General features: G+C 58.6%; 21 protein-coding genes. 3 read left to right on the top strand and 18 right to left on the bottom strand.

Annotated elements, in window-relative coordinates:
- Positions 1-41: 41 nt before the first annotated feature.
- Both ACZ89R_RS23945 and ACZ89R_RS23940 read right to left on the bottom strand, forming a co-directional pair.
- Positions 42-392, bottom strand: coding sequence for a phage holin family protein (locus ACZ89R_RS23945; protein WP_008010200.1), 351 nt, complete (start codon positions 390-392; stop codon positions 42-44).
- Positions 393-915: 523 nt separating this feature from the next.
- Entirely contained in the window at positions 916-1650 is a 735-nt protein-coding gene (locus ACZ89R_RS23940) for an XRE family transcriptional regulator (protein ID WP_429547815.1), read from the bottom strand.
- Positions 1651-1848: 198 nt separating this feature from the next.
- Between ACZ89R_RS23940 and mutS the strand changes: the two genes are divergently transcribed.
- Entirely contained in the window at positions 1849-4428 is a 2580-nt protein-coding gene (gene mutS, locus ACZ89R_RS23935) for a DNA mismatch repair protein MutS (protein ID WP_429544389.1), read from the top strand.
- Positions 4429-4570: 142 nt separating this feature from the next.
- Positions 4571-4894: a ferredoxin FdxA gene (gene fdxA / locus ACZ89R_RS23930; protein ID WP_003222178.1), complete on the top strand. Its 324-nt coding sequence runs from the start codon at positions 4571-4573 to the stop codon at positions 4892-4894.
- Positions 4895-5511: 617 nt separating this feature from the next.
- On the opposite strand, the gene rpoS is transcribed toward fdxA, so the two are convergent.
- From rpoS to ACZ89R_RS23890, 8 genes are all read right to left on the bottom strand, one after another.
- The gene (gene rpoS, locus ACZ89R_RS23925; protein ID WP_008072688.1) at positions 5512-6519 is read right to left on the bottom strand and encodes an RNA polymerase sigma factor RpoS; all 1008 of its coding nucleotides are present in this window, start codon (positions 6517-6519) and stop codon (positions 5512-5514) included.
- Between the two features lie 106 nt (positions 6520-6625).
- Complete coding sequence (locus ACZ89R_RS23920) at positions 6626-7483, bottom strand: peptidoglycan DD-metalloendopeptidase family protein (protein ID WP_429544390.1); 858 nt, start codon at positions 7481-7483, stop codon at positions 6626-6628.
- A 211-nt stretch (positions 7484-7694) separates the two neighbouring features.
- Positions 7695-8330 carry a protein-L-isoaspartate(D-aspartate) O-methyltransferase gene (locus tag ACZ89R_RS23915; protein ID WP_177318845.1) on the bottom strand — a complete coding sequence of 212 codons (636 nt, stop codon included), beginning with the start codon at positions 8328-8330 and terminating at the stop codon, positions 7695-7697.
- 41 nt (positions 8331-8371) lie between these two features.
- Positions 8372-9121 carry a 5'/3'-nucleotidase SurE gene (surE, locus tag ACZ89R_RS23910; RefSeq protein ID WP_123501180.1) on the bottom strand — a complete coding sequence of 250 codons (750 nt, stop codon included), beginning with the start codon at positions 9119-9121 and terminating at the stop codon, positions 8372-8374.
- Entirely contained in the window at positions 9109-10167 is a 1059-nt protein-coding gene (truD, locus tag ACZ89R_RS23905; RefSeq protein WP_218398417.1) for a tRNA pseudouridine(13) synthase TruD, read from the bottom strand. Before truD ends, surE begins: the two co-directional genes overlap by 13 nt.
- The gene (gene ispF / locus ACZ89R_RS23900; protein ID WP_007907189.1) at positions 10164-10637 is read right to left on the bottom strand and encodes a 2-C-methyl-D-erythritol 2,4-cyclodiphosphate synthase; all 474 of its coding nucleotides are present in this window, start codon (positions 10635-10637) and stop codon (positions 10164-10166) included. The genes truD and ispF overlap by 4 nt, the downstream gene beginning before the upstream one ends.
- Positions 10638-10680: 43 nt before the next feature.
- Positions 10681-11526 carry an S-formylglutathione hydrolase gene (gene fghA / locus ACZ89R_RS23895; protein ID WP_192344223.1) on the bottom strand — a complete coding sequence of 282 codons (846 nt, stop codon included), beginning with the start codon at positions 11524-11526 and terminating at the stop codon, positions 10681-10683.
- 8 nt (positions 11527-11534) lie between these two features.
- Entirely contained in the window at positions 11535-12647 is a 1113-nt protein-coding gene (locus tag ACZ89R_RS23890; RefSeq protein ID WP_018927002.1) for an S-(hydroxymethyl)glutathione dehydrogenase/class III alcohol dehydrogenase, read from the bottom strand.
- A 106-nt stretch (positions 12648-12753) separates the two neighbouring features.
- Here ACZ89R_RS23890 and ACZ89R_RS23885 point away from each other — a divergent pair, with 106 nt between their 5' ends.
- Positions 12754-13650: a LysR substrate-binding domain-containing protein gene (locus ACZ89R_RS23885; protein ID WP_030127975.1), complete on the top strand. Its 897-nt coding sequence runs from the start codon at positions 12754-12756 to the stop codon at positions 13648-13650.
- A 78-nt stretch (positions 13651-13728) separates the two neighbouring features.
- Here ACZ89R_RS23885 and ispD read toward each other — a convergent pair whose 3' ends face one another.
- The 8 genes from ispD to dnaE form a co-directional block, all read right to left on the bottom strand.
- Positions 13729-14436, bottom strand: coding sequence for a 2-C-methyl-D-erythritol 4-phosphate cytidylyltransferase (gene ispD / locus ACZ89R_RS23880; RefSeq protein ID WP_429544391.1), 708 nt, complete (start codon positions 14434-14436; stop codon positions 13729-13731).
- Complete coding sequence (gene ftsB, locus ACZ89R_RS23875; RefSeq protein WP_007907178.1) at positions 14433-14711, bottom strand: cell division protein FtsB; 279 nt, start codon at positions 14709-14711, stop codon at positions 14433-14435. Before ftsB ends, ispD begins: the two co-directional genes overlap by 4 nt.
- A gap of 171 nt (positions 14712-14882) precedes the next feature.
- Positions 14883-16172, bottom strand: a complete 1290-nt coding sequence (gene eno, locus ACZ89R_RS23870; protein WP_007907175.1) for a phosphopyruvate hydratase — start codon at positions 16170-16172, stop codon at positions 14883-14885.
- 155 nt (positions 16173-16327) lie between these two features.
- The gene (gene kdsA / locus ACZ89R_RS23865) at positions 16328-17173 is read right to left on the bottom strand and encodes a 3-deoxy-8-phosphooctulonate synthase (RefSeq protein WP_008072675.1); all 846 of its coding nucleotides are present in this window, start codon (positions 17171-17173) and stop codon (positions 16328-16330) included.
- 5 nt (positions 17174-17178) lie between these two features.
- Positions 17179-18810: a CTP synthase gene (locus tag ACZ89R_RS23860; RefSeq protein WP_008072674.1), complete on the bottom strand. Its 1632-nt coding sequence runs from the start codon at positions 18808-18810 to the stop codon at positions 17179-17181.
- A gap of 274 nt (positions 18811-19084) precedes the next feature.
- Complete coding sequence (tilS, locus tag ACZ89R_RS23855; protein ID WP_429544392.1) at positions 19085-20413, bottom strand: tRNA lysidine(34) synthetase TilS; 1329 nt, start codon at positions 20411-20413, stop codon at positions 19085-19087.
- Positions 20414-20565: 152 nt separating this feature from the next.
- A complete protein-coding gene (locus ACZ89R_RS23850) occupies positions 20566-21513 on the bottom strand; it encodes an acetyl-CoA carboxylase carboxyltransferase subunit alpha (protein WP_007907168.1) in 948 nt (315 codons plus the stop codon).
- Positions 21514-21665: 152 nt separating this feature from the next.
- Entirely contained in the window at positions 21666-25187 is a 3522-nt protein-coding gene (dnaE, locus tag ACZ89R_RS23845) for a DNA polymerase III subunit alpha (RefSeq protein WP_429544393.1), read from the bottom strand.
- Between the last annotated feature and the right edge of the window lie 68 nt (positions 25188-25255).

The raw sequence follows: 25255 nt of genomic DNA, 5'->3' as shown, positions 1-25255 counted from the left end.
CCTCCTGTTCCTATAGCAACGCGAAGATCAGCGATGCTGGTTCACTGCTGATCGGGGCGAGAATCACGCGGTGGCACTTCGCAAACGCCAATCCGCTTGGCGGCCCAGCGTTCGTAAAGCCCGATGGCCACGTCCGCCCCGGCCATCGCCGTCAGGCAGCCAAAGGCACCAGCAGCCCAGATCGATACACCGGCGGCGTACAGCAGCATGATGGCCGAGACCCCGCAGATCATGCAGGCCCCGGAGCGCAGCGCCAGGCGCCGCAGCAGCGACCAGCCACGGGCGCCCTCTTTGTCGGCGCGCCACATTTCGCCGGACACCCCGCCCACCAGGGCGAGAACGATGACCAGCCAGATCGGCATGTCCAGCAACGCTTGTTGCTCGTTTGTCATGTCACGCCTCCTGGGGGTGATTGATGAGTGATGTGTGTTGGGATCAAGCGATGCCTCTTGAGGTAGGCATTCCAAAAAGCCCGGCATGGCCAGGCTTTTCAGTAATGCGGTCCTTCGCCTTCCTTTAATCCTGTGTTCAAAAAAGGAAGCTGACCTTTCGGCGCTACTGGCGCGGTACGAGTCCATTCAAATTGTTTTTCCGACCGCGGTCCCTGCCCGCCGGATAACTGCTTCTGGTGCTTTACGCTGCACACCCGGGTCAGTTGCCAACCCTCTGAACCGTTGAGGCCGGTTCATCGCTGCCTTTGTGATGGAACTAAAGAGCTTCGTTTCGAGCCGCCTTGTCGGGCGGCTTGAGACAAAGAATATGCATGGATGCATATACAGTCAATGCATGAATGCATTTATTTATGCACTAGAAATGCACAGGCGCATGGAAGCCCCGCAAGCAAAGGCGTTGGCGGTTTTTTGATAGGCGAAAAAAAACCCGCCGGGCAGCGGGTTTTATCTGACAGCGGTGAGGTTAACGGGCGTACATGCCCCACCAGAAGACGTGACCGAGGATGACGATCTGCTCTTCCTGGATTTCCTGGAAGCTGTAGTCCTCGTCCGGATGCTCATCGCGGTTGAAGCTGCGCAGGCGAATCCCTGTCGGCAGGCGATAAAGCTGTTTCACCCGCAACTGGCCGTTGTGGTTGATGGCGTACAGGTCACCGTCGACGATGTCGCCAATCCCGCATTTACCGGCATTCACCCCGACCGTGGCGCCATCGCGCAGCACCGGCAACATACTGTTGCCGCGCACGGTCACGCATTTGGCCTGATCGAACTGCACGCCGTTATGGCGCAGGCTGCGCTTGCCGAAGCGCAGGCTAGAGCGCTCGCTCTCTTCGATGACGAATCTTCCTGATCCAGCAGCCAATTCAACCTCGCGAAGAAAGGGGACTGACACCTCGTCGTCATCGACGGGCGTATCGTCGTCCCACAGGCTTATGTCCTTGAGTTCCGAATGCGACTCATCGCGCCCCGCGTTGGCGGCGGACGAGACATCCGCACGGCCACGCAACTGATCGGTGCTCACGGCGAAGTATTCGGCAATCTTCGAAATATGTTTATCCGAAGGATCGACGATCTTCCCGCTGAGGATCCGCGAGAGAGTGGATTGAGGCACGCCGGTGCGACGGTGAAGCTCCGTGGGGGAGATCCCGTGCTGATCGAGCAGTGCTCTTAAGACGGTAGAAACGTTGCGTTTTTGCATAACGCGCATAGTGCTTGATCTTTTTTCGGAAGACAAATGCTGATTTGCATAGATCATGCATAGCCAGCAGAAATGCGCCTTGGTGCTTTCATGCCTGCGTAGGTCGGACCGCCCATGTTAACCTTGCGCCCATCGCGGAAAAGCCGGGCCGATGCCCTCCTTTTGCCCCACACCTTTCAACGAATTTGCCTATATCCGATGAATAAAGCCCTCTCCGATCTGTCCTCCCACACGCCGATGATGCAGCAGTACTGGCGCCTGAAAAACCAGCACCCCGACCAGCTGATGTTCTACCGCATGGGTGACTTCTACGAGATCTTCTATGAAGACGCGAAGAAGGCCGCCAAGTTGCTGGACATCACTTTGACGGCTCGTGGGCAATCGGCGGGGCAGGCGATTCCGATGTGCGGGATTCCTTACCACGCCGCGGAAGGTTACCTGGCGAAACTGGTGAAGCTCGGCGAGTCGGTGGTGATTTGTGAGCAGGTCGGCGACCCGGCCACCAGCAAAGGCCCGGTGGATCGTCAGGTGGTGCGGATCATCACCCCAGGCACAGTCAGCGATGAAGCGCTGCTGGATGAGCGCCGGGACAACCTGATCGCAGCGGTGCTGGGCGACGAGCGTCTGTTCGGGCTGGCGGTGCTGGACATCACCAGCGGCAACTTCACCGTGCTGGAGATCAAGGGCTGGGAAAACCTGCTGGCGGAACTGGAGCGGGTCAACCCGGTAGAGCTGATGATCCCGGACGACTGGCCGAAAGACCTGCCGGCGGAAAAACGTCGTGGGGTTCGTCGCCGTGCGCCGTGGGATTTTGAACGTGACTCGGCACTGAAAAGTCTTTGCCAGCAGTTTTCCACCCAGGACCTGAAAGGTTTCGGCTGCGAGAACCTGACCCTGGCGATCGGCGCCGCCGGTTGCCTGCTCAGCTACGCCAAGGAAACCCAGCGCACCGCCCTGCCGCATTTGCGCAGCCTGCGTCATGAACGCCTGGACGACACCGTGGTGCTGGACGGCGCGAGCCGTCGCAACCTGGAACTGGACACCAACCTGGCCGGCGGTCGCGACAACACCTTGCAATCAGTGGTCGACCGTTGCCAGACCGCCATGGGCAGCCGCTTGCTGACTCGCTGGCTGAACCGCCCGCTGCGGGATCTGACCGTATTGCTGGCACGTCAGAGCTCGATCACCTGCCTGCTCGACGGTTACCGTTTCGAAAAGCTGCAACCGCAGCTCAAGGAAATCGGTGACATCGAGCGGATTCTGGCGCGGATCGGCCTGCGCAATGCCCGTCCTCGTGACTTGGCGCGCCTTCGCGACGCCCTCGGTGCACTGCCAGAGTTGCAAGTGGCGATGGCCGAGCTTGAAGCCCCGCACATCATTCAATTGGCGGCGACCACCAGCACCTATCCGGAACTGGCGGCATTGCTGGAAAAAGCCATTATCGATAACCCGCCCGCCGTCATCCGTGACGGCGGCGTGTTGAAAACCGGTTACGACAGCGAACTCGACGAACTGCAATCGCTCAGCGAAAACGCCGGGCAGTTCCTGATCGATCTCGAAGCGCGTGAAAAGGCCCGCACCGGCCTGTCGCACCTTAAGGTCGGCTACAACCGGATTCACGGATACTTCATCGAGTTGCCGAGCAAGCAGGCCGAATCGGCGCCCGCGGACTATATTCGCCGGCAGACCCTCAAAGGTGCCGAGCGCTTCATCACACCGGAACTGAAGGCCTTCGAAGACAAGGCGCTGTCCGCCAAGAGTCGTGCCCTGGCTCGCGAAAAGATGCTCTACGAAGCGTTGCTCGAAGACCTGATCGCCCAGTTGCCGCCCTTGCAAGACACGGCCGCTGCCTTGGCCGAGCTGGATGTGCTGAGCAACCTCGCCGAGCGCGCACTGAATCTGGACCTGAACTGCCCACGCTTCGTCAGCGAGCCGTGCATGCGCATCACCCAGGGTCGTCACCCGGTGGTCGAGCAAGTACTCACTACGCCGTTCGTGGCCAATGACCTGAGCCTTGACGACAATACCCGCATGCTGGTGATCACCGGTCCGAACATGGGCGGTAAATCCACCTACATGCGTCAGACCGCATTGATCGTGCTACTGGCGCATATCGGCAGTTTCGTGCCGGCGGCCAGTTGCGAATTGTCCTTGGTAGACCGAATCTTCACCCGAATCGGTTCCAGCGATGACTTGGCGGGCGGGCGTTCGACCTTCATGGTTGAAATGAGCGAAACCGCAAACATCCTGCACAACGCCACCGAACGCAGCCTGGTGCTGATGGACGAAGTCGGTCGCGGCACCAGCACCTTCGACGGTCTGTCCTTGGCCTGGGCGGCGGCTGAGCGTCTCGCGCACCTGCGGGCCTACACCCTGTTCGCCACCCACTATTTCGAGCTGACAGTGCTGCCGGAAGCCCAGCCACTGGTGGCCAACGTGCACCTCAATGCCACCGAACACAACGAACGCATCGTGTTCCTGCACCACGTGCTGCCTGGGCCTGCCAGCCAGAGCTATGGCCTGGCGGTTGCGCAGTTGGCCGGTGTACCAAGCGAAGTGATCGTGCGGGCTCGCGAGCATCTGAGCCGACTGGAATCCACAGCGCTGCCTCATGAGGTTGCGAAGCCGGCCAAAGGCAAACCGGTCACGCCGCAGCAGAGCGACATGTTCGCCAGCTTGCCGCACCCGGTGCTGGACGAACTGGCCAAACTTGATCTGGACGACATATCACCGCGTCGTGCGCTCGAAATGCTCTATACACTAAAGACACGGATCTAACGCACTTGCCTGCAAGCTGTTAGAATCTCGCGCGGTTTGGGATGCTGCAGGCCAATAGCCTGACCTGCAGACTATCGCTCCCAAACCTGGCGACCCCAACGTGAAGGGGCTCCGCTGCCGCCGCCTGAGGAGAAAATTAGAAATGACCTTCGTCGTCACCGACAACTGCATCAAGTGCAAGTACACCGACTGCGTAGAAGTCTGTCCGGTGGACTGCTTTTACGAAGGCCCGAACTTCCTGGTGATTCACCCGGATGAGTGCATCGACTGCGCACTGTGCGAACCAGAATGCCCTGCCGTGGCCATCTTCTCCGAAGATGAAGTTCCGGAAGATATGCAGGAGTTCATTCAGCTGAACGTTGAGCTGGCGGAAATCTGGCCCAACATCACCGAGAAGAAAGAATCGTTGCCCGATGCCGAAGAGTGGGATGGCGTCAAAGGCAAGATCAAAGACCTCGAACGCTGATTACCCCGTGTTCTCGAAAAGGCCCCTTGTGGGCCTTTTTGCTTTTCCAAAGATCAAAAGATCGCAGCCTTCGGCGGCTCCTACAGAGATTGCGCATGCTCGTGAAATCACGGGTGTACGTGGTTTGTGTAGGAGCTGCCGAAGGCTGCGATCTTTTGATCTTGATGTTTTGCTTTTCTGCAGACAAAAAAAAGGGGCGGTATGACCCGCCCACATTTTTTCCCTATTCCTTGTGTTCCTTTTCATCGTCCTGATGAATCGCTTCCTGCGATGTCCGTTCCCCTCTTCCTTGAAGGGCGTGTCTATCCGTCGACACAGTTCAGATACTAGAGAATTCCCCATTAAGAGCAATCGGCCTCTGTCGCTGAAATCACCTGTCACACGCTGTTAATCTAAAAAAATAATCATATAAATCAATAATATAAACGAATACCGCAAGTTAAATAGACAACTGCCAGGGTGTAAAAATAACGAACACTTACGAAAGAGTAAGCAAAGACTTACAAAACAAGACTACAAACCTGAGGTGGTGCAAAAGAACAACGCAATTCTTAAATTCCGGACAACAAAAAGCCCCAAACCAGTCGGGGCTATTCGTTACCGGTTGAGCGAATTGCTTATTGGAACAGCGACTCACTCGACAGGCCGTTTTTCTCGAGAATCTCCCGAAGACGCTTGAGGCCTTCAACCTGAATTTGCCTGACCCGCTCCCGGGTCAAGCCGATTTCCAGGCCTACGTCTTCAAGCGTGCTGCTCTCGTGACCTCGCAAGCCGAAGCGGCGAATGACCACCTCGCGTTGCTTGTCGGTCAGCTCCGAGAGCCACTGATCGATGCTCTGTGACAGGTCGTCGTCCTGCAACAGTTCGCACGGATCGGTCGGGCGGTCATCGGTAAGGGTGTCCAGCAGGGTTTTATCCGAATCCGGACCCAGCGAGACGTCGACCGAAGAAACCCGCTCGTTCAGGCCTAGCATGCGCTTGACCTCGCCTACCGGTTTCTCCAGCAGGTTGGCGATTTCTTCGGGTGAGGGTTCATGATCGAGCTTTTGAGTCAGCTCCCGTGCAGCCCGCAAGTACACATTGAGCTCTTTGACCACATGGATCGGCAACCGGATGGTCCGGGTCTGATTCATGATCGCGCGCTCGATGGTCTGACGAATCCACCAGGTGGCGTAGGTCGAAAAGCGGAAACCGCGTTCGGGATCGAACTTTTCTACTGCCCGGATCAAGCCGAGGTTGCCCTCTTCGATCAGGTCCAGCAGCGACAGCCCACGATTGACGTAACGACGGGCGATTTTCACCACCAGCCGCAGGTTACTTTCAATCATGCGCTTGCGCCCGGCCGGATCGCCACTTTGCGACAAGCGCGCAAAATGAACTTCTTCCTCCGGGGAGAGCAATGGGGAAAAGCCGATTTCGTTGAGGTACAGCTGAGTGGCATCGAGTGCCCGTGTGTAATCGATGTACTTGTGTTGCTTAAGCGAAGCGGAGTGTTTGGATTTGGCACGAACGGAAGGTGGTGCATCCCCTTCATCATTCGACATCGAATCCGTGGCGATGCCGGTCTCCATCAGGAGAACCTCATCGTCGATGTCAAACTCCGGCACTTCTTTACTGAGAGCCATTGTTATAGTCCTTTGGTGAGTTCGACCTCAAGCTCAAGCGGCGCCTTGATCCCTGGCAACGCTGGAGCCTGTTCCCTCTACGTGACGGAACAGGCTGGCTAACAAATCAACGACGTGGCAGGAATTGCAGCGGATCTACAGGTTTACCTTGTCGGCGAATCTCAAAATGCAGTTTCACCCGGTCTGTACCCGTTGACCCCATTTCGGCAATTGTCTGTCCGACTTTGACCTGCTGCCCCTCCCGAACCAACAGCCTGCGGTTATGTCCGTAGGCACTGACGTAGGTATCGCTGTGTTTGATGATGACTAATTCGCCGTAGCCCCTTAAGCCACTCCCGGCGTATACCACCGTCCCATCAGACGCAGCTAAAACAGGCTGTCCCAAATCTCCGGCGATATCAATTCCTTTATTCAAACTACCGTTTGAAGAGAATTTACCAATCAGAATGCCATTAGAAGGCCACCCCCAGCCCGTCGGGGCCGGACCGGCAGGAGGCAGTGGAGCGGGTGCCGGCTTGTTGGCGACGGACGGTGCAAGCACTGTTGTAGTGCTTGTAGCGCCATTTGCCTGGCGCCGAATTACGGTGGTTTTACTCGACGACGAAGGCGAGGAACTGGACGAACTCACGACCGCCGTCGGCGTTGAACCGCTGCGACCGTCGAAGCGAATTGTCTGACCCGGATGGATCGTATAAGGCGTAGGAATGTTGTTCCGTGCTGCGAGGGCTTTGTAGTCCCAGCCGTAGCGAAAAGCGATGGAGAACAAAGTGTCCTTGGGTCGGACAACATATTGGCCGGTGGTCACGGCCGGACGCTGGGCGACCGCGTTGTTGCGATCGACGACGCTCGCACTACCTGATTTGGTGCTGGAACATCCGACCAGCAAGGTACTCAAGACAAGGCCAGTCACCAGACGCTGAAAGCTCGTTATACCCATTCGCTGCGCAATGACTGTGAGACTCACCCGCCGCTCCCTTTGTGGTGGCTGAAAATATGGATTGCCGTGCTCCGGCACGAAATGTCGCAAGTATAACGGGCCGAACAGGCTTTAACTTTAATGAAGCGGATTCGCTTCGCGCACACGTTTGCTGCCTGAAGATGAATTGCGTTTAACCAATCGATGCCGCTGTAAGACCCGGGCATTCGAAGAGAATTCAGCGCGCTGAAACAAATGCTCAGGCCAACGGCCCGTTGAGCAATGGGACAAAGCGCACCGCCCCCAGAACACGTCTGGAAAAGCCCTGTTCCTCACGGATGATCAACATCAATTGTTGAACTTCACCGGAGCCGACCGGAATTACCAGTCGCCCACCCGGTGCCAACTGATCGAGCAGTGCCTGAGGCACATCGGTGGCCACGGCGGTGACGATGATGCCGTTGTAAGGCGCCAATGCCGGCCAGCCTTCCCAACCATCGCCCCAGCGAAATACCACGTTGCGCAGGTTCAGTTCCACCAGGCGCTCCTTGGCCCGGTCCTGCAGAACCTTGATGCGCTCCACGGAAAAAACCCGCTCGACCAATTGCGACAGCACGGCCGTCTGGTAACCCGAACCGGTGCCGATTTCCATCACCTTGTCCAACGGACCGGCCTCCAGCAGCAGCTCGCTCATGCGCGCCACCATATAAGGCTGGGAGATGGTCTGGTTATGCCCGATCGGCAGCGCCGTATCTTCATAGGCGCGATGAGCCAGCGCCTCATCGACGAACAGGTGACGCGGGGTGCGGCGGATGACTTCCAGCACCTTGGCGTTGGAGATTCCTTCTTCATAGAGGCGCTGAATCAGACGCTCACGGGTCCGTTGCGAGGTCATCCCGATACCGCGATGCAGAATATGATCTTGTTCACGAGCCATTAACGCAGACCCTCCAGCCAGCCATCGAGACTTCTGAAGGCATCATTAAAGGTGCGATCCAGTTGCAGTGGCGTGATTGAAACATAGCCTTGCATCACCGCATGGAAATCGGTACCCGGGCCGCCATCTTCAGCGTCCCCCGCCGCGGCGATCCAGTAACCGGATTTACCCCGCGGGTCGACCACTTTCATCGGTGCCGCAGCGCGGGCGCGATGGCCGAGGCGGGTCAGCTGGATACCGCGGATGTGCTCCAGCGGCAAGTTGGGAATGTTCACGTTCAGTACCGTGCGCGGTGGCAGATCAAGGTCCGCGTGAGCCTCTACCAGTTTGCGCGCAAAGTAAGCGGCTGTGGGAAGGTTCTCTACTTGCCGTGAGACGAACGAAAAGGCAAACGAAGGACGCCCAAGGAAGCGCCCTTCGAGGGCCGCCGCCACAGTGCCGGAATACAGCACGTCATCCCCCAGGTTGGCCCCCAGGTTGATGCCGGAAACCACCATGTCCGGCTCAAGCTCCAGCAAGCCGTTAAGGCCCAGGTGCACGCAGTCGGTGGGTGTGCCGTTAAGGCTGATAAAGCCGTTGGCCAGGGTTTGCGGGTGCAACGGACGGTCGAGCGTCAGCGAGCTGCTGGCGCCGCTTTTGTCCTGGTCCGGGGCGATAACCACGCATTCGGTGTAATCCGCCAGCGCAGCATAAAGCGCGGCGAGACCGGGTGCGGTTACCCCATCGTCGTTAGAAATCAGAATACGCATGGGCTGTCCGTCTGCCCCACCGGCACCAGATCGACGAGTTCACGCACCAATACGGTGGCGAAGCATCCGGCCGGCAGGACGAATTCCAGTTGCAGAATGTCAGGCTCGGGATAATGCCACGTCAACCCGCCAATGGGCAGCCGCAGGATGCGACGTTCGTGGCTCATTCCGGCGTTAATCAACCAATCGCGCAGATCCGCTTCGCGCGCGGCGATTGCCTGCTCCAGTTCATGGACTGCGCCTGACGTCGGCGAGTCACCTTTGCCCCACTGCGGGCCGGTCGGGTGCAGGTCGAGAATCGCCAGACGAGGATCGCTGCATTCGGCTTCACCCGCCGGGAAGAAACTGCGGCTGTCGGTGAACGCCAGCAGATCGCCCACCTGCGCGCGCTGCCAGGTGCCATCGGCGACGCGCGCCGCCAACACTTGATTGAACAGAAAACTACGCGCGGTGGAGAGCAAACGCGAACGGACGTTGCGCTGCTCCGGCAGGGCCTTGCGCGCCGCCCAGGCACGAGCATCGACCACGTTACCGCCGTCAAAGCCGAAACGCTGGGCGCCGAAATAATTGGGAATACCTTGCTTGGCGATCAGTTGCAGACGCGCTTCGATGGCCGCCTTGTCACCGGCGAACTGGGTCAAGCGCAAGGTGAAGCCGTTGGCCGAGTGGGCACCGCGTTGCAGTTTGCGTTTATGCCGACCGGTCTTGAGGATTTTCAACGTGTCGTTTTCCGCCGCCGACAGATCAGGATCAGCCTTGCCCGGCAGTTGCACGCTGAACCACTGGCGAGTCAGCGCCTGACGGTCCTTGAGGCCGGCATAGCTGACGGTGCGCAACGGCACACCCGCCGCCTTGGCGATGCGCCGTGCCGCTTCTTCAGTATTCAGACCGCGCTTTTCCACCCAGATCCACAGGTGTTCGCCATCGCCGCTCAGGGGAATATCAAGGACTTCGTCGACCTGGAAATCTTCAGCCGTGGCTTTCAGTACCGCGCTGCCCAGGGATTCACCATAGGCCCGGGGGCCAAGCAATTGCGCCTCGTTCATGCGCGCAGCAACAAGGCAACGGAGTGCACGGCAATGCCTTCTTCGCGACCGACAAAGCCAAGCTTTTCGGTGGTGGTAGCTTTCACGTTCACTTGATCCAACTCAACTTGAAGATCCGCGGCAATCAGCGCGCGCATCGATTCGATATGCGGGGCCATTTTCGGGGCCTGGGCGACGATGGTGTTATCGACGTTGCCGACTTTCCAGCCCTTGGCGTGGATCAGCGCGACAACGTGACGCAACAGCACACGGCTGTCGGCGCCCTTGAATTGCGGGTCGGTGTCCGGAAAATGCTTGCCGATATCACCCAGCGCGGCAGCGCCGAGCAACGCGTCGCTCAAGGCGTGCAGCAGGACGTCACCGTCGGAGTGAGCGAGCAGCCCGAAGCCGTGTGCAATGCGCACGCCGCCCAGAGTGATGAAATCGCCTTCAGCGAAACGGTGCACATCATAGCCGTGGCCAATACGCATAAAAAAACGCCCCGATTGTTGTCAGGGCGTGATTCTACCTGCATTAGAGGCCTAGAGCGCGTCCGTGATGCTGCAAGTGGTCATCAATGAAGCTGGCGATGAAGAAATAACTGTGGTCGTAGCCCGGCTGCAGACGCAACGTCAGCGGATGCCCCGCCAGTTTGGCGGCCTGTTGCAAGGCTTCAGGCTTGAGCTGAGTGGCCAGGAAATCATCGCGATCCCCCTGATCGACCAGCAGCGGCAGCTTCTCGTCAGCCTCGGCAATCAATGCACAGGCATCCCATTCGCGCCACTTCGAACGATCCTCTCCCAAGTAACGGGAAAAGGCTTTTTGGCCCCAAGGGCAATCCATCGGATTGTTGATCGGCGAGAACGCCGACACCGACAGATAGCGCCCCGGATTGCGCAACGCACAGACCAACGCGCCGTGGCCGCCCATGGAGTGACCGCTGATGCCACGCTTGTCCGATGTCGGGAAATGCGCTTCGACCAATGCCGGCAATTCCTGCACGACATAGTCATGCATCCGATAGTGGCGGGACCACGGTTCCTGCGTGGCATTCAGATAAAACCCGGCACCGAGACCGAAGTCCCAGGCGCCATCCGGATCACCCGGAACATCAGGACCGCGCGGGCTGGTGTCCGGCGCGACGATGATCAGCCCCAGCTCGGCGGCCATGCGCATGGCGCCGGCCTTTTGCATGAAGTTCTCGTCGGTGCAGGTCAGGCCGGACAACCAGTACAGCACCGGCAGCTTACCGCCCTGCTCCGCTTGCGGCGGCAGATACACGGCAAACACCATGTCGCAACCGAGCACGTCGGAGCGGTGCCGATAGCGCTTGTGCCAGCCACCGAAGCTTTTCTGGCAGGAGATATTTTCCAGGCTCATGACCGACCTCAGAAATGGATGACGCTACGGATGCTTTTGCCTTCATGCATCAGGTCAAACGCCTTGTTGATATCTTCCAGGCCCATGGTGTGGGTGATAAAGGTATCCAGCGGGATCTCGCCGGTCTGGGCCATTTCGACATAGCTCGGCAACTCGGTACGCCCACGCACACCACCGAATGCCGAACCGCGCCAGACGCGACCGGTCACCAGTTGGAATGGACGGGTGGAGATTTCCTGACCGGCACCGGCCACGCCGATGATCACCGACTCACCCCAACCCTTGTGGCAGCACTCAAGTGCAGCACGCATCAACTGGACGTTTCCGATGCATTCGAAGGAAAAGTCGACACCGCCATCGGTCATGTCAACGATCACTTCCTGAATCGGACGATCGAAGTCTTTCGGGTTTACACAATCGGTAGCGCCCAATTGCCTGGCGATCTCGAACTTGGCCGGGTTGATATCGATGGCGATGATCCGCCCTGCCTTGGCTTTGACCGCGCCAATCACCGCCGACAGACCGATGCCGCCCAAGCCGAAGATGGCGACGGTGTCACCCGGCTTGACCTTGGCGGTGTTGATCACCGCGCCGATGCCGGTGGTGACGCCACAACCCAGCAGGCAGACTTTTTCCAAGGGTGCTTCTTTAGGAATTTTGGCGACGGAGATTTCCGGCAGCACGGTGTACTCGGAGAAAGTCGAGGTGCCCATGTAGTGGAAAATCGTTTCGCCCTTGTAGGAAAAACGAGAAGTGCCATCCGGCATCAGGCCTTTACCCTGAGTCGCACGAATTGCCTGGCAGAGGTTGGTTTTGCCCGACAGACAGAATTTGCACTTGCCGCATTCCGGGGTGTACAGCGGGATCACATGGTCGCCGACCGCGACCGAAGTCACGCCCTCGCCGATCGCTTCGACCACCGCGCCACCTTCATGACCCAGGATCGACGGGAAGATACCTTCCGGGTCAGCGCCCGAGAGGGTGTAGGCATCGGTATGGCAAACACCGGAGGCGACGACGCGCAGCAGAACTTCCCCAGCCTTGGGCATGGCGACATCGACTTCAACGATCTCGAGGGGTTTCTTGGCCTCGAAGGCAACGGCGGCGCGCGACTTGATCATGCTGACTCTCCAGTGAATAAAAACAAGACAACGAGTGTAATACAGCGGCTTACGATGAATAATCGGGACAAAAGCAAAACATTATTGCCACACAGGGATAATCCTGATGTCCGAAAACCGCTGGGAAGGCATCGATGAGTTCGTTGCCGTGGCCGAGTGCAGCCAATTCACTGCCGCGGCCGAACGCCTTGGGGTGTCTTCTTCTCATATCAGTCGCCAAATCGTACGGCTGGAAGAGCGCCTGCAAACCCGTTTGCTCTATCGCAGCACCCGCCGGGTCACCTTGACCGAGGCCGGGCAAACCTTTTTGCAACATTGCCAGCGTTTGCAGGACGGTCGCGAAGAAGCCTTGCGCGCTGTCGGCGACCTGACCAGCGAACCCAAGGGCATGCTGCGCATGACCTGTGCCGTGGCCTACGGCGAACGATTCATCGTGCCGCTGGTGACTCGCTTCATGGGGCTGTATCCACAACTGCGCGTCGACATCGAGCTGAGCAACCGCCCGCTCGATCTGGTGCATGAAGGGCTGGACCTGGCCATCCGCCTCGGCCGCTTGCAGGATTCCAGACTGGTCGCGACGCGCCTGGCACCACGGCGCATGTACCTGTGCGCCTCACCGTCCTACCTGGAACGGTATGGTCGCCCACACAGCTTGTCGGAATTGAGTCGCCATAACTGCCTCATCGGTAGCTCGGACATCTGGCAACTGGAACAGAACGGGCGGGAATTTTCCCAGCGAGTACAGGGAAACTGGCGCTGCAACAGTGGGCAGGCGGTGCTGGATGCCGCGCTACAAGGGGTTGGGTTATGTCAGTTGCCGGATTACTACGTGCTGGAATACCTGAAAAACGGCGAATTGATTTCGCTGCTGGAAGCCCATCAGCCGCCGAACACAGCGGTTTGGGCGCTTTACCCACAGCAACGGCATCTGTCGCCGAAAGTGCGCAAGTTGGTGGATTACTTGAAGGAGGGGTTGGCCGAACGGCCGGAGTATCGAACTTAAGATCAAAAGATCGCAGCCTTCGGCAGCTCCTACAAGGTTATGTGTACGCCCGTAGGAGCTGCCGAAGGCTGCGATCTTTTAGCGGCGGTTAGCCCAACGCTGACGCAACCATTCAAGGTCTTCGGGGCGAGTGACCTTGATGTTATCGGATCGACCTTCAATCAGGCGCGGCGCCTGGCCCGACCATTCCATGGCCGAGGCTTCATCGGTGATGACAACGTCGGCCACCAGACTATCGGCCAATGCCCGATGCAACGCGCCAAGGCGAAACATTTGCGGCGTATAGGCCTGCCAGATCACGCTGCGATCCACCGTTTCCAGCACGCGCCCATGCTTGTCGACCCGCTTGAGGGTATCGCGCGCAGGCACCGCCAATAGACCGCCAACCGGATCGTCAGCCAGTTCACTGAGCAATTTATCGAGATCATCGCGTGCCAGATTCGGGCGCGCGGCATCGTGCACCAACACCCAATCCTCATCGTCAGCGCCTTGGGCATGCAGATGCAGCAAGGCATTGAGTACCGACCCGGAGCGCTCGGCGCCACCTTCGACCCGCTGAATACGCGGATCGGCAGCACATGCCAGGTTCGGCCAGTAAGGATCGTCGACTGCAAGACTGACCACCAACCCCTTCAGGGCAGGATGATCGAGGAAACAGCCGAGGCTGTGTTCGAGAATAGTGCGCCCGCCCAGCTGCAAGTATTGCTTGGGACGGTCCGCGGCCATACGGGCACCGACGCCCGCGGCAGGAATCACGGCCCAGAAGGCCGGTAGCGAATTAATCATTGGGCCAACTGGTAAAGGGTTTCACCGTCCTTGACCATGCCCAACTCATGACGAGCCCGTTCTTCAACGGTCTCCATGCCCTTTTTCAATTCGCTGACTTCGGCGTCCATCACCCGATTGCGTTCCAGCAACGCCTCGTTCTCGGCGTGTTGATCCGCAATCTGCTGCTTCAGCTCGGCCACTTGCGCCAGACTGCCATTACCCACCCACAGGCGGTACTGCAGGCCGGCCAGCAGCAAGAGCAAGACGAGAAACAACCAATTGGGACTGCGCATCGAATATCAGGTATCCAGTGAAAAAAGACAGCCATGCCATAACTTTGAAGCTTCTGATAGCACGAAGCCTGGAAGAACCAGGCTTGTGCTCTTAAGGCATCAGATTAGTGGCAAATCCGTCGCTGCTGCGATTTTTCCGACACAATCCGGTGTCTTTTTATCATCTACCGATCAGCCGCGAAATTCGCTACGGCCGTTGTACTTGGCTTTGCCATTCAACTGCTCTTCGATACGCAGCAGTTGGTTGTACTTGGAAACACGGTCGGAACGGCACAGGGAGCCGGTCTTGATCTGGCCTGCCGCAGTGCCCACAGCCAGGTCGGCAATGGTCGAATCTTCGGTTTCGCCGGAGCGGTGCGAGATGACGGCGGTGTAACCAGCGGCCTTGGCCATCTGGATCGCTTCCAGGGTTTCGGTCAGGGTGCCGATCTGGTTGAACTTGATCAGGATCGAGTTGGCGATCTTTTTATCGATGCCTTCTTTCAGGATCTTGGTGTTGGTTACGAACAGGTCGTCGCCCACCAGCTGAGTCTTCTCGCCGATTTTGTCGGTGAGGATTTTCCAGCCCGCCCAGTCGGACTCGTCCAGACCGTCTTCGATGGAGATGATCGGGTAACGCTCGGTCAGACCTTTCAGGTAATCGGCGAAACCTTCAGCGGTGAACACCTGGCCTTCGCCGGACAGGTTGTACTTGCCGTCTTCGTAGAATTCGCTGGCTGCGCAGTCCAGGGCCAGGGTCACGTCGGTGCCCAGCTTGTAACCAGCGTTGGCCACGGCTTCGGAGATCACTTTCAAAGCGTCTTCGTTGGAGGCCAGGTTCGGCGCGAAACCACCTTCATCACCAACGGCAGTGCTCAGGCCACGAGCCTTCAGCACAGCTTTGAGGTGATGGAAAATCTCGGTTCCCATGCGCAGACCTTCCGAGAAAGACTTGGCGCCAACTGGCTGAACCATGAATTCCTGGATGTCGACGTTGTTATCGGCGTGCTCGCCACCGTTGATGATGTTCATCATCGGAACCGGCATCGAGTAAACACCCGGGGTGCCGTTCAGGTTGGCGATGTGAGCGTACAGCGGCAGGTCCTGGTCCTGAGCGGCTGCCTTGGCCGCGGCCAGGGAAACGGCGAGGATCGCGTTGGCGCCCAGGGTCGCTTTGTTTTCGGTGCCGTCCAGCTTGATCATCGCGTGATCCAGCGCTTTCTGGTCGCTTGGGTCTGCACCCAGCAACAGGTCGCGGATCGGGCCATTGATGTTGGCGACGGCTTTCAGAACGCCTTTGCCCAGGTAACGGCTCTTGTCGCCATCACGCAGCTCGAGTGCTTCACGCGAGCCAGTGGAAGCACCGGATGGCGCGCAAGCGCTGCCGATGATGCCGTTATCGAGAAGCACATCTGCTTCCACAGTGGGATTGCCACGGGAGTCGAGAACTTCACGACCTTTGATGTCGACGATTTTTGCCATTGTTGTGAACACTCCAAAGTTGACGAAAACGACGCAGCTGAAGGAAATCTTTATCGTCGGCAAGTGACAGACAGGGGGCAGGCTTGCGGACGACAAGGCTCAAGCCCGAGGGCTTGAGCGTTAAACCGTGCAGTACTTTACCGGAGAATCGGGGGTTACGCGGTTTCTACTGTCGGAAAACTTTTAACCAATTCGTCCAGTGCCTTGAGCTGGGCCAGGAACGGTTCCAGTTTGTCCAGACGCAAGGCGCAAGGGCCGTCGCATTTGGCGTTGTCCGGGTCCGGGTGCGCTTCGAGGAACAGACCGGCCAGCGACTGGCTCATGCCGGCCTTGGCCAGGTCGGTGACCTGGGCACGACGACCGCCGGCTGAATCGGAGCGACCGCCAGGCATTTGCAGCGCGTGGGTCACGTCGAAGAACACCGGGTATTCGAACTGCTTCATGATGCCGAAGCCAAGCATGTCGACGACCAGGTTGTTGTAGCCGAAGCTCGAACCACGCTCGCAGAGGATCAACTGATCGTTACCGGCTTCCACGCATTTGTTCAGGATGTGTTTCATTTCCTGAGGCGCAAGGAACTGGGCTTTCTTGATGTTGATCACCGCGCCGGTCTTGGCCATCGCGACCACGAGGTCGGTCTGGCGCGACAGGAAGGCCGGCAACTGGATGATGTCGCAGACTTCAGCGACGACCGCGGCCTGATCTGGCTCGTGGACGTCGGTGATGACCGGCACACCAAAGGCTTGCTTGATGTCCTGGAAAATCCGCATGCCCTCTTCCAGGCCGGGGCCACGGTAAGAAGTCACAGAAGAACGGTTCGCCTTGTCGAAACTGGCCTTGAACACGTAAGGGATACCGAGTTTTTCGGTGACCTTTACGTACTCTTCGCAGACCTGCATCGCCATGTCGCGGCTTTCCAGCACGTTCATGCCACCGAACAGCACCATTGGCTTGTCGTTGGCAATTTCGATGTTGCCTACGCGGATGATCTTCTGTGCCATCTGGTTTACGCCTTCTTCTGGTGTTGGGCCAAAGCGGCTTTGACGAAGCCGCTGAACAACGGGTGACCGTCGCGCGGTGTCGAGGTGAACTCAGGGTGGAACTGGCAAGCGACGAACCATGGATGATCCGGTGCTTCGACCACTTCAACCAGCGCGCCATCACCGGAACGACCGGAGATTTTCAGACCGGCCTCGATGATTTGCGGCAGCAGGTTGTTGTTCACTTCGTAGCGATGACGGTGACGTTCGACGATCACGTCCTTTGCATAGCAATCGTGCACCAGGGAACCTGGCTCAAGCAGGCAATCCTGAGCGCCGAGGCGCATGGTGCCACCCAGATCGGAGGTTTCGGTACGGGTTTCGACTGCGCCAGTGGCATCTTCCCACTCGGTGATCAGACCCACCACCGGGTGACCGCTGGTGCGATCGAACTCGGTGGAGTTGGCGTCTTTCCAGCCCATGACGTTACGAGCGAACTCGATAACGGCCACTTGCATGCCCAGGCAGATACCCAGGTACGGAATCTTGTTTTCACGAGCGTATTGAACGGCAGTGATCTTGCCTTCAACGCCACGCAGACCAAAGCCACCCGGTACCAGAATCGCGTCGACGCCTTCCAGCAGCGCGGTGCCCTGGTTTTCGATGTCTTCGGAATCGATGTAACGCAGGTTGACCTTGGTGCGGTTGCTGATGCCGGCGTGACTCATCGCTTCGATCAGCGACTTGTAGGCGTCCAGCAGTTCCATGTACTTGCCGACCATCGCGATGGTGACTTCGTGCTCCGGGTTCAGCTTGGCATCCACCACCGCTTCCCACTCGGACAGATCGGCGCTGTCGCATTGCAGGCCGAAACGCTCGACGACGAAATCATCCAGGCCCTGGGAGTGCAGAATGCCCGGGATCTTGTAGATGGTGTCGGCGTCTTCCAGCGCGATCACCGCACGTTCTTCAACGTTGGTGAACTGCGCGATCTTGCGACGCGAAGAGATATCGATCGGGTGATCGGAACGGCACACCAGCACGTCTGGCTGCAGGCCAATGGAACGCAGTTCCTTGACCGAGTGCTGAGTCGGCTTGGTTTTGGTTTCGCCGGCAGTGGCGATGTACGGCACCAGCGTCAGGTGCATCAGCATCGCGCGCTTGGCGCCGACTTCGAAACGCAATTGACGGATCGCTTCGAGGAACGGTTGCGATTCGATGTCACCCACGGTGCCACCGATCTCGACCATGGCCACGTCGGCATCGCCGGCGCCCTTGATGATCCGGCGCTTGATTTCGTCGGTGATGTGCGGGATCACCTGAATGGTTGCGCCCAGGTAATCACCACGGCGCTCTTTGCGCAGGACGTGTTCGTAGACACGGCCGGTGGTGAAGTTGTTGTTCTGGGTCATGGTCGTGCGGATGAACCGCTCATAGTGACCCAGGTCCAGGTCGGTCTCGGCGCCGTCGTGGGTGACGAACACTTCACCGTGCTGGAACGGGCTCATGGTGCCCGGGTCAACGTTGATGTACGGGTCCAGCTTCAGCATGGTGACCTTAAGTCCCCGCGCCTCCAGGATGGCCGCCAATGAAGCCGAGGCAATGCCTTTCCCCAATGAAGAAACAACACCGCCCGTGACGAATATGTAGCGCGTCATGAAAAACCCTAGAAGTCTGCGTTAAAGCGGTCCGAGCCGCCGGGGAAAGCGAAGGAAGGCCGAAGCCCCCGATCACCTGCATTAATCACAGTGCATCTTTCAAAAAAACCGCCGCGTTGGGACAGACCGGCAGGTGAAACACCGGTAGGTTGCTCGCTACACATTTTTTGGAATCGCCCAGCAAAGACTGCTTGGTAATCGGCAACTCCTGCGATTCAGGCGAATCCACAGAAGTTGTATCAAGAAGGGAGCGTAGTCTACCGGAAAGCCCCTTTCAGCTCAAACCTTGATCTTCGATCTGCGGCTGCCAATGCAAATACCAGCCATCTTGCTCACCGCCATTTAGCCCCCGCAGGTTCGCCACCGCCAGCAATTGCTGGTCTCTGTAGACCAGCGGCAATCTGCCACGGGCGAAGCCCGGCACACCGCTTTCGTTGAGTAAACGCTTCAAGTCACGGTGGCCGCGATCGGGCAGGTTCATCACCTCGCCTCCCTCACGATAGCGGATCTGCAGCGGGCCAACGGGGATCTGACCGGTGAACGTAAGTACACCGTTATCCGGCAACGCCAGTGATACCGAGGGCTCAGCCCAAGACACCGGGGATGGCGGAGTGCGCAGCCAGCCACCCGACAACCACCAGACACGCCTACCCGCGCGATGCAATTCACCCGCCGCCAGCCGCCAGACCGGACGCGCATCGCCGGTCGCATCACGCAAATTTTCCCAACCCGACCAATGGTCACTGTCCGGCAAAGTCGTCAGCGGTTTGAGCCAGTGACTTAGCGCGTTGCGCTGGCGAGCATCAGACAGTTTTTCCAGTGGCGCCAGTTCCAGCGACGGCAAACCCAGCCAATCGAAATCACTGACCGTGGTGGCATGGGCCAGATCGATTTGCGCCAATTCGTCGAGCAGCCCCTGCGCTTCGCTCAGATGCGCAGCGCTGCGCGCCATGGTCGCCACCGCTTGCGGCCAGCGCGCGGTCAACACCGGGAACACCTGATGACGCAGATAATTGCGCGAGAACTGACGGTCCTGGTTCGACGGATCCTCGATCCAGCCCAACTGATATTCAGTCGCGTAGGCCTCAAGCTCGGCACGCGTTACGTCGAGCAACGGCCGCAACAGATGCCCCCGACCCAAAGGACGCTCGCTCGGCATTCCCGACAACCCCCTCACCCCTGCCCCACGCATCAGCCGAAACAACAGGGTTTCCGCCTGATCGTCGCGGTGTTGGCCCGTGAGCAGCACGTCACCGACGTGAGTCGCCGCGATGAAGGCGCCATAACGCGCATCCCGCGCCGCACGCTCAAGGCTGGCGCCCGATTCAACTTGAACGCGCACGACCTCTAGCGGCACTCCCAGCGCATCACAGACCGACTGACAATGTTCCGGCCACGCATCAGCCGCAGCCTGGAGGCCGTGGTGGACATGGATGGCGGTCAGCGCCGGCAGGGATTGGGTTTTCGCAAGGTGCGCGAGAAGGTGCAGCAGGACGGTGGAGTCGAGACCACCGGAGAACGCGATGCGCCAGGTTGTGGCGTTGCACCAGGGTTTTAGATTCAGCAGGAGTCTGGTGGGCAAATCAATCTTCGAAGGATTCATAGACGTCGGTCACTTCACATAGACCCAATGTGGGAGCGAGCCTGCTCGCGAAGGCTGCTTAACATTCAACAAATTTGTTGTCTGTTATACCGCTATCGCGAGCAGGCTCGCTCCCACATTGGTTTTGCGTCGTTTGCCCAAGCAGCGTCAGATCAGAGACCGTAGCTCATCAGACGCTCGTAACGACGGGCCAACAGCGCCTTGTTATCGAACTTCTTCAACATCGCCAGTTGCGAGCTCAGCTCGGCGCGGATCGAGGCAGCCGCAGCGGCCGGATCACGATGAGCGCCGCCCAATGGCTCGCCGATCACTTTATCGACAATGCCCAGGCCCTTCAGACGCTCGGCAGTGATGCCCATGGCTTCAGCAGCATCCGGGGCTTTCTCGGAAGTTTTCCACAGAATCGAAGCGCAACCTTCCGGCGAAATCACCGCATAGGTCGAGTACTGCAGCATGTTCAGCTGGTCGCAGACGCCGATCGCCAATGCACCACCGGAACCACCTTCACCGATCACGGTGGCAATGATTGGGGTTTTCAAACGAGCCATGACGCGCAGGTTCCAGGCAATCGCTTCGCTCTGGTTGCGCTCTTCGGCGTCGATACCAGGGTAAGCACCCGGAGTGTCGATGAAGGTCAGGATCGGCATTTTGAAGCGTTCGGCCATTTCCATCAGACGGCACGCCTTGCGGTAGCCCTCCGGACGCGGCATACCGAAGTTGCGGCGAACCTTCTCGCGCACTTCTCGGCCTTTCTGGTGACCGATGATCATCACCGGCTGATCATCCAGACGGGCAACACCACCTACGATGGCAGCGTCGTCGGAGAAGTGACGGTCGCCGTGCAGTTCGTCGAACTCGGTGAAGATGTGTTCGATGTAGTCCAGGGTATACGGACGTTTCGGGTGACGCGCCAGACGTGCGATCTGCCAGCTGGTCAGCTTGCCGAAGATGTCTTCGGTCAGCGTGCTGCTCTTGTCCTGCAGGCGGGAGATCTCATCGCCGATATTCAGCGAATTGTCATTACCGACCAAGCGCAACTCTTCGATCTTGGCTTGCAGGTCGGCGATCGGCTGTTCGAAATCTAGAAAATTCGGGTTCATAGGCGTCCGTCTTGGGTCGACCTTCCAAGAGAGCTTGGGCCGGCCGGTTGTCTATTCGCGCCCTACCTTAAGGGACAGGCGCGTTCAGGTCGAGATTAAAAATTCGGGTCGGGATCAGGCGCGCTCTAATGGTAAAGAATGGCACCTGACCGTCAACGGTATTGGAGGAAGACGTTGTCTCGCCCGAACTGGTCACGCAGGGCTTGAATCAAGGCATCCGCCGGATCGATCCGCCAGGTCTCGCCGAACTGCAACAAGGCCTTCGCATCGGGACTGGTGTACTCCATGGTGATCGGACACGCACCGCGGTGGCGCTTGAACAGCTCACCCAGCCAGCGTAGCTGATCGCCCTTCAAATCCTTGGTGTGCAATTTCAGGCGCAGGCTTTCGGCCAGGTTGGTGCGCGCATCTTCCATGCTCATCACGCGCTTGACCCGCAACCGCAGGCCGCCAGAGAAGTCGTCATTGCTGACTTCGCCTTCGACCACCACCATCGCGTCGGTCTGCAACAGCGACTGCGCGGAATGGAAGGCGTCGGCGAACAGCGAGGCCTCGATCCGCCCGGAGCGGTCGTCGAGGGTAATGAAACCCATCTTGTCGCCCTTTTTGTTCTTCATCACGCGCAGGGCGATGATCATGCCCGCGACCGTCTGGGTATCGCGGGCAGGCTTCAGGTCGATGATGCGCTGACGGGCGAAGCGACGGATCTCGCCTTCGTATTCGTCGATCGGGTGACCGGTCAGGTACAGGCCCAGGGTGTCTTTTTCCCCTTTCAGGCGTTCCTTGAGGGTCAGTTCCTTGGCCTTGCGATGATTGGCGTAGACGTCGGCGTCTTCCTCGACAAACAGCCCGCCAAACAGGTCGGCGTGACCACTGTCGTGGGTGCGCGCGGTTTGTTCGGCAGCCTTGATCGCCCCTTCCATCGCGTTCAACAAGACCGCGCGGTTCTGGTCGATGCTGGATTGATAGGCTTTGGGTTCGTCATGGAAATACGGGCCCAGACGATCCAGCGCGCCGCTGCGGATCAAACCGTCCAGGGTGCGCTTGTTGATCCGTTTGAGATCGACACGGGCGCAGAAATCGAACAGATCCTTGAACGGCCCGTCCTGACGCGCCTCGGTGATCGCTTCCACCGGTCCTTCGCCCACACCCTTGATTGCGCCGAGGCCATAAATAATGCGGCCTTCGTCATTAACCGTGAACTTGAACTCCGAAGTATTCACATCCGGCGCGTCGAGACGCAGCTTCATGGTGCGAATTTCTTCGATCAAGGTCACGACCTTGTCGGTGTTGTGCATATCCGCAGACAGCACCGCGGCCATGAACGGCGCCGGGTAGTGGGTTTTCAGCCACGCGGTCTGGTACGACACCAGGCCATAGGCGGCGGAGTGGGATTTGTTGAAGCCGTAACCGGCGAACTTTTCTACCAGGTCGAAGATGTTACCGGCCAGGTCGGCGTCGATATTGTTGGTGGCGCAACCTTCAATGAAACCGCCACGTTGCTTGGCCATTTCCTCGGGTTTTTTCTTACCCATGGCTCGACGCAGCATGTCTGCACCGCCAAGGGTGTAACCGGCCATGACCTGGGCAATCTGCATCACCTGTTCCTGATACAGGATGATGCCGTATGTCGGCGCCAGGACTGGCTTGAGGCCTTCGTACTGGTAATCCGAGTGCGGGTACGCGAGCTCCGCGCGACCGTGCTTACGGTTGATGAAGTCGTCCACCATGCCCGATTGCAACGGGCCCGGACGGAACAGGGCCACCAGTGCGATCAAGTCTTCCAGGCAGTCGGGCTTGAGCTTTTTGATCAGCTCTTTCATGCCGCGCGACTCGAGCTGGAACACCGCAGTGGTTTCAGCTTTTTGCAACAGCGTGTAGGTCGGTTTGTCGTCCAGCGGGATAAAGGCGATATCCAGCGGCGGCTCGTTGACCTTGGCGCGATCGCGGTTGATGGTTTTCAGCGCCCAGTCGATGACCGTCAGGGTCCGCAGCCCCAGGAAGTCGAACTTCACCAGACCGGCAGCCTCGACGTCATCCTTGTCGAACTGGGTTACCAGGCCATCGCCCGCTTCGTCGCAATAAATCGGCGAAAAGTCGGTCAGTTTGGTCGGCGCGATTACCACACCACCTGCGTGTTTGCCGACGTTACGCACAACGCCTTCAAGCTTGCGCGCCATTTCCCAGATTTCCGCAGCCTCCTCATCGACCTTGATGAAGTCGCGCAGGATTTCTTCCTGCTCGTAGGCCTTTTCCAGAGTCATGCCGACTTCGAACGGAATCATCTTCGACAGACGATCCGCCAAACCGTAGGACTTGCCCTGCACCCGCGCCACGTCACGGACCACCGCTTTCGCAGCCATGGATCCGAAGGTGATGATCTGGCTCACCGCGTTACGGCCGTATTTCTCGGCCACGTAATCGATCACCCGGTCACGGCCGTCCATGCAGAAGTCGACGTCGAAGTCGGGCATGGAAACCCGTTCCGGGTTAAGGAAACGTTCGAACAGCAGGTCATATTCCAGCGGGTCGAGGTCAGTGATTTTCTGCACATAGGCCACCAGCGACCCGGCACCCGACCCACGACCCGGACCTACCGGCACGCCGTTGCTCTTGGCCCACTGGATAAAGTCCATCACGATCAGAAAGTAACCGGGGAAGCCCATCTGGATGATGATATCCAGCTCGAAATTCAACCGGTCGACATAGACCTGACGCTTGGCTTCGTAGTCTTCGGTGGTGTCCTTGGGCAGCAGAACGCTGAGGCGCTCTTCGAGACCATCGAAGGAAACCTTGCGGAAATACTCGTCGATGGTCATGCCATCGGGAATCGGGAAGTTGGGCAGGAAGTGTTTGCCCAGTTTCACCTCGATGTTGCAGCGTTTCGCGATCTCAACCGTGTTTTCCAGCGCCTCGGGCAGGTCGCTGAACAGCTCGGCCATTTCCTCGGCACTTTTGAGGTATTGCTGATCGCTGTAATTCTTCGACCGCCGCGGATCGTCGAGGGCGCGGCCCTCACCGATGCACACGCGGGTTTCGTGGGCTTCGAAGTCTTCCTGCTTGATGAAACGCACATCGTTGGTGGCCACCAGCGGAGCGCCGATTTTCGTCGCCAGGGCCACGGCGCCGTGCAACTGCTCTTCGTCATTGGGGCGGCTGGTGCGCTGGACTTCCAGATAGAAGCGATCCGGGAACACCGCCATCCATTCGCGTGCCAGGGTTTCGGCTTCGTCCGGGTTGCCGCTGAGCATGGCCAGACCGATCTCGCCCTCTTTCGCCGCCGACAGCATGATCAAGCCTTCGCTGGCTTCAGCCACCCACTCGCGCTCGATGATCACCGAGCCATTGCGCTGGCCGTCGATGAAGCCACGGGAGATCAGCTCGGTGAGGTTGCGATAACCCACCGCATTCATCGCCAACAGGCTGATCCGGCTCAAGGGGTTATCCGGATCCTTGTTCGACAGCCACAGGTCGGCGCCGCAGATCGGCTTGATCCCCGCCCCCATTGCCGCTTTATAGAATTTGACCAGGGAACACATGTTGTTCTGGTCAGTGACCGCCACAGCAGGCATGTTCATGCCGACCAGGGTCTTGACCAGCGGTTTGATCCGCACCAGACCGTCGACCAGGGAATATTCAGTGTGCAGGCGTAGATGAACGAATGAAGCCGGCATAGTGATCCTGTCTAGAAACTAGAAACGTAAAGACAACAAGGCCCGGATTGTACCGGGCCTTGAGTAAA

Source organism: Pseudomonas sp. TE3728, assembly GCF_056279145.1.
Note: the sequence above shows the minus strand (reverse complement) of the source record. Positions and strands in the feature narration are given on the sequence as shown.

What these genes read in the sequence shown, in the direction of transcription:
- surE (WP_123501180.1), bottom strand. Translation starts at nt 9,121, where the DNA reads ATGCGTATTCTGATTTCTAACGACGATGGGGTAACCGCACCCGGTCTC.
- ACZ89R_RS23885 (WP_030127975.1), top strand. Translation starts at nt 12,754, where the DNA reads ATGTCCGAAAACCGCTGGGAAGGCATCGATGAGTTCGTTGCCGTGGCC.
- ACZ89R_RS23850 (WP_007907168.1), bottom strand. Translation starts at nt 21,513, where the DNA reads ATGAACCCGAATTTTCTAGATTTCGAACAGCCGATCGCCGACCTGCAA.
- ACZ89R_RS23945 (WP_008010200.1), bottom strand. Translation starts at nt 392, where the DNA reads ATGACAAACGAGCAACAAGCGTTGCTGGACATGCCGATCTGGCTGGTC.
- dnaE (WP_429544393.1), bottom strand. Translation starts at nt 25,187, where the DNA reads ATGCCGGCTTCATTCGTTCATCTACGCCTGCACACTGAATATTCCCTG.
- fghA (WP_192344223.1), bottom strand. Translation starts at nt 11,526, where the DNA reads ATGAGCCTGGAAAATATCTCCTGCCAGAAAAGCTTCGGTGGCTGGCAC.
- eno (WP_007907175.1), bottom strand. Translation starts at nt 16,172, where the DNA reads ATGGCAAAAATCGTCGACATCAAAGGTCGTGAAGTTCTCGACTCCCGT.
- kdsA (WP_008072675.1), bottom strand. Translation starts at nt 17,173, where the DNA reads ATGGCACAGAAGATCATCCGCGTAGGCAACATCGAAATTGCCAACGAC.
- ACZ89R_RS23940 (WP_429547815.1), bottom strand. Translation starts at nt 1,650, where the DNA reads ATGCAAAAACGCAACGTTTCTACCGTCTTAAGAGCACTGCTCGATCAG.
- fdxA (WP_003222178.1), top strand. Translation starts at nt 4,571, where the DNA reads ATGACCTTCGTCGTCACCGACAACTGCATCAAGTGCAAGTACACCGAC.
- ACZ89R_RS23860 (WP_008072674.1), bottom strand. Translation starts at nt 18,810, where the DNA reads ATGACGCGCTACATATTCGTCACGGGCGGTGTTGTTTCTTCATTGGGG.
- mutS (WP_429544389.1), top strand. Translation starts at nt 1,849, where the DNA reads ATGAATAAAGCCCTCTCCGATCTGTCCTCCCACACGCCGATGATGCAG.
- ispF (WP_007907189.1), bottom strand. Translation starts at nt 10,637, where the DNA reads ATGCGTATTGGCCACGGCTATGATGTGCACCGTTTCGCTGAAGGCGAT.
- ftsB (WP_007907178.1), bottom strand. Translation starts at nt 14,711, where the DNA reads ATGCGCAGTCCCAATTGGTTGTTTCTCGTCTTGCTCTTGCTGCTGGCC.
- ACZ89R_RS23890 (WP_018927002.1), bottom strand. Translation starts at nt 12,647, where the DNA reads ATGATCAAGTCGCGCGCCGCCGTTGCCTTCGAGGCCAAGAAACCCCTC.
- rpoS (WP_008072688.1), bottom strand. Translation starts at nt 6,519, where the DNA reads ATGGCTCTCAGTAAAGAAGTGCCGGAGTTTGACATCGACGATGAGGTT.
- truD (WP_218398417.1), bottom strand. Translation starts at nt 10,167, where the DNA reads ATGAACGAGGCGCAATTGCTTGGCCCCCGGGCCTATGGTGAATCCCTG.
- ispD (WP_429544391.1), bottom strand. Translation starts at nt 14,436, where the DNA reads ATGATTAATTCGCTACCGGCCTTCTGGGCCGTGATTCCTGCCGCGGGC.
- tilS (WP_429544392.1), bottom strand. Translation starts at nt 20,413, where the DNA reads ATGAATCCTTCGAAGATTGATTTGCCCACCAGACTCCTGCTGAATCTA.
- ACZ89R_RS23915 (WP_177318845.1), bottom strand. Translation starts at nt 8,330, where the DNA reads ATGACCTCGCAACGGACCCGTGAGCGTCTGATTCAGCGCCTCTATGAA.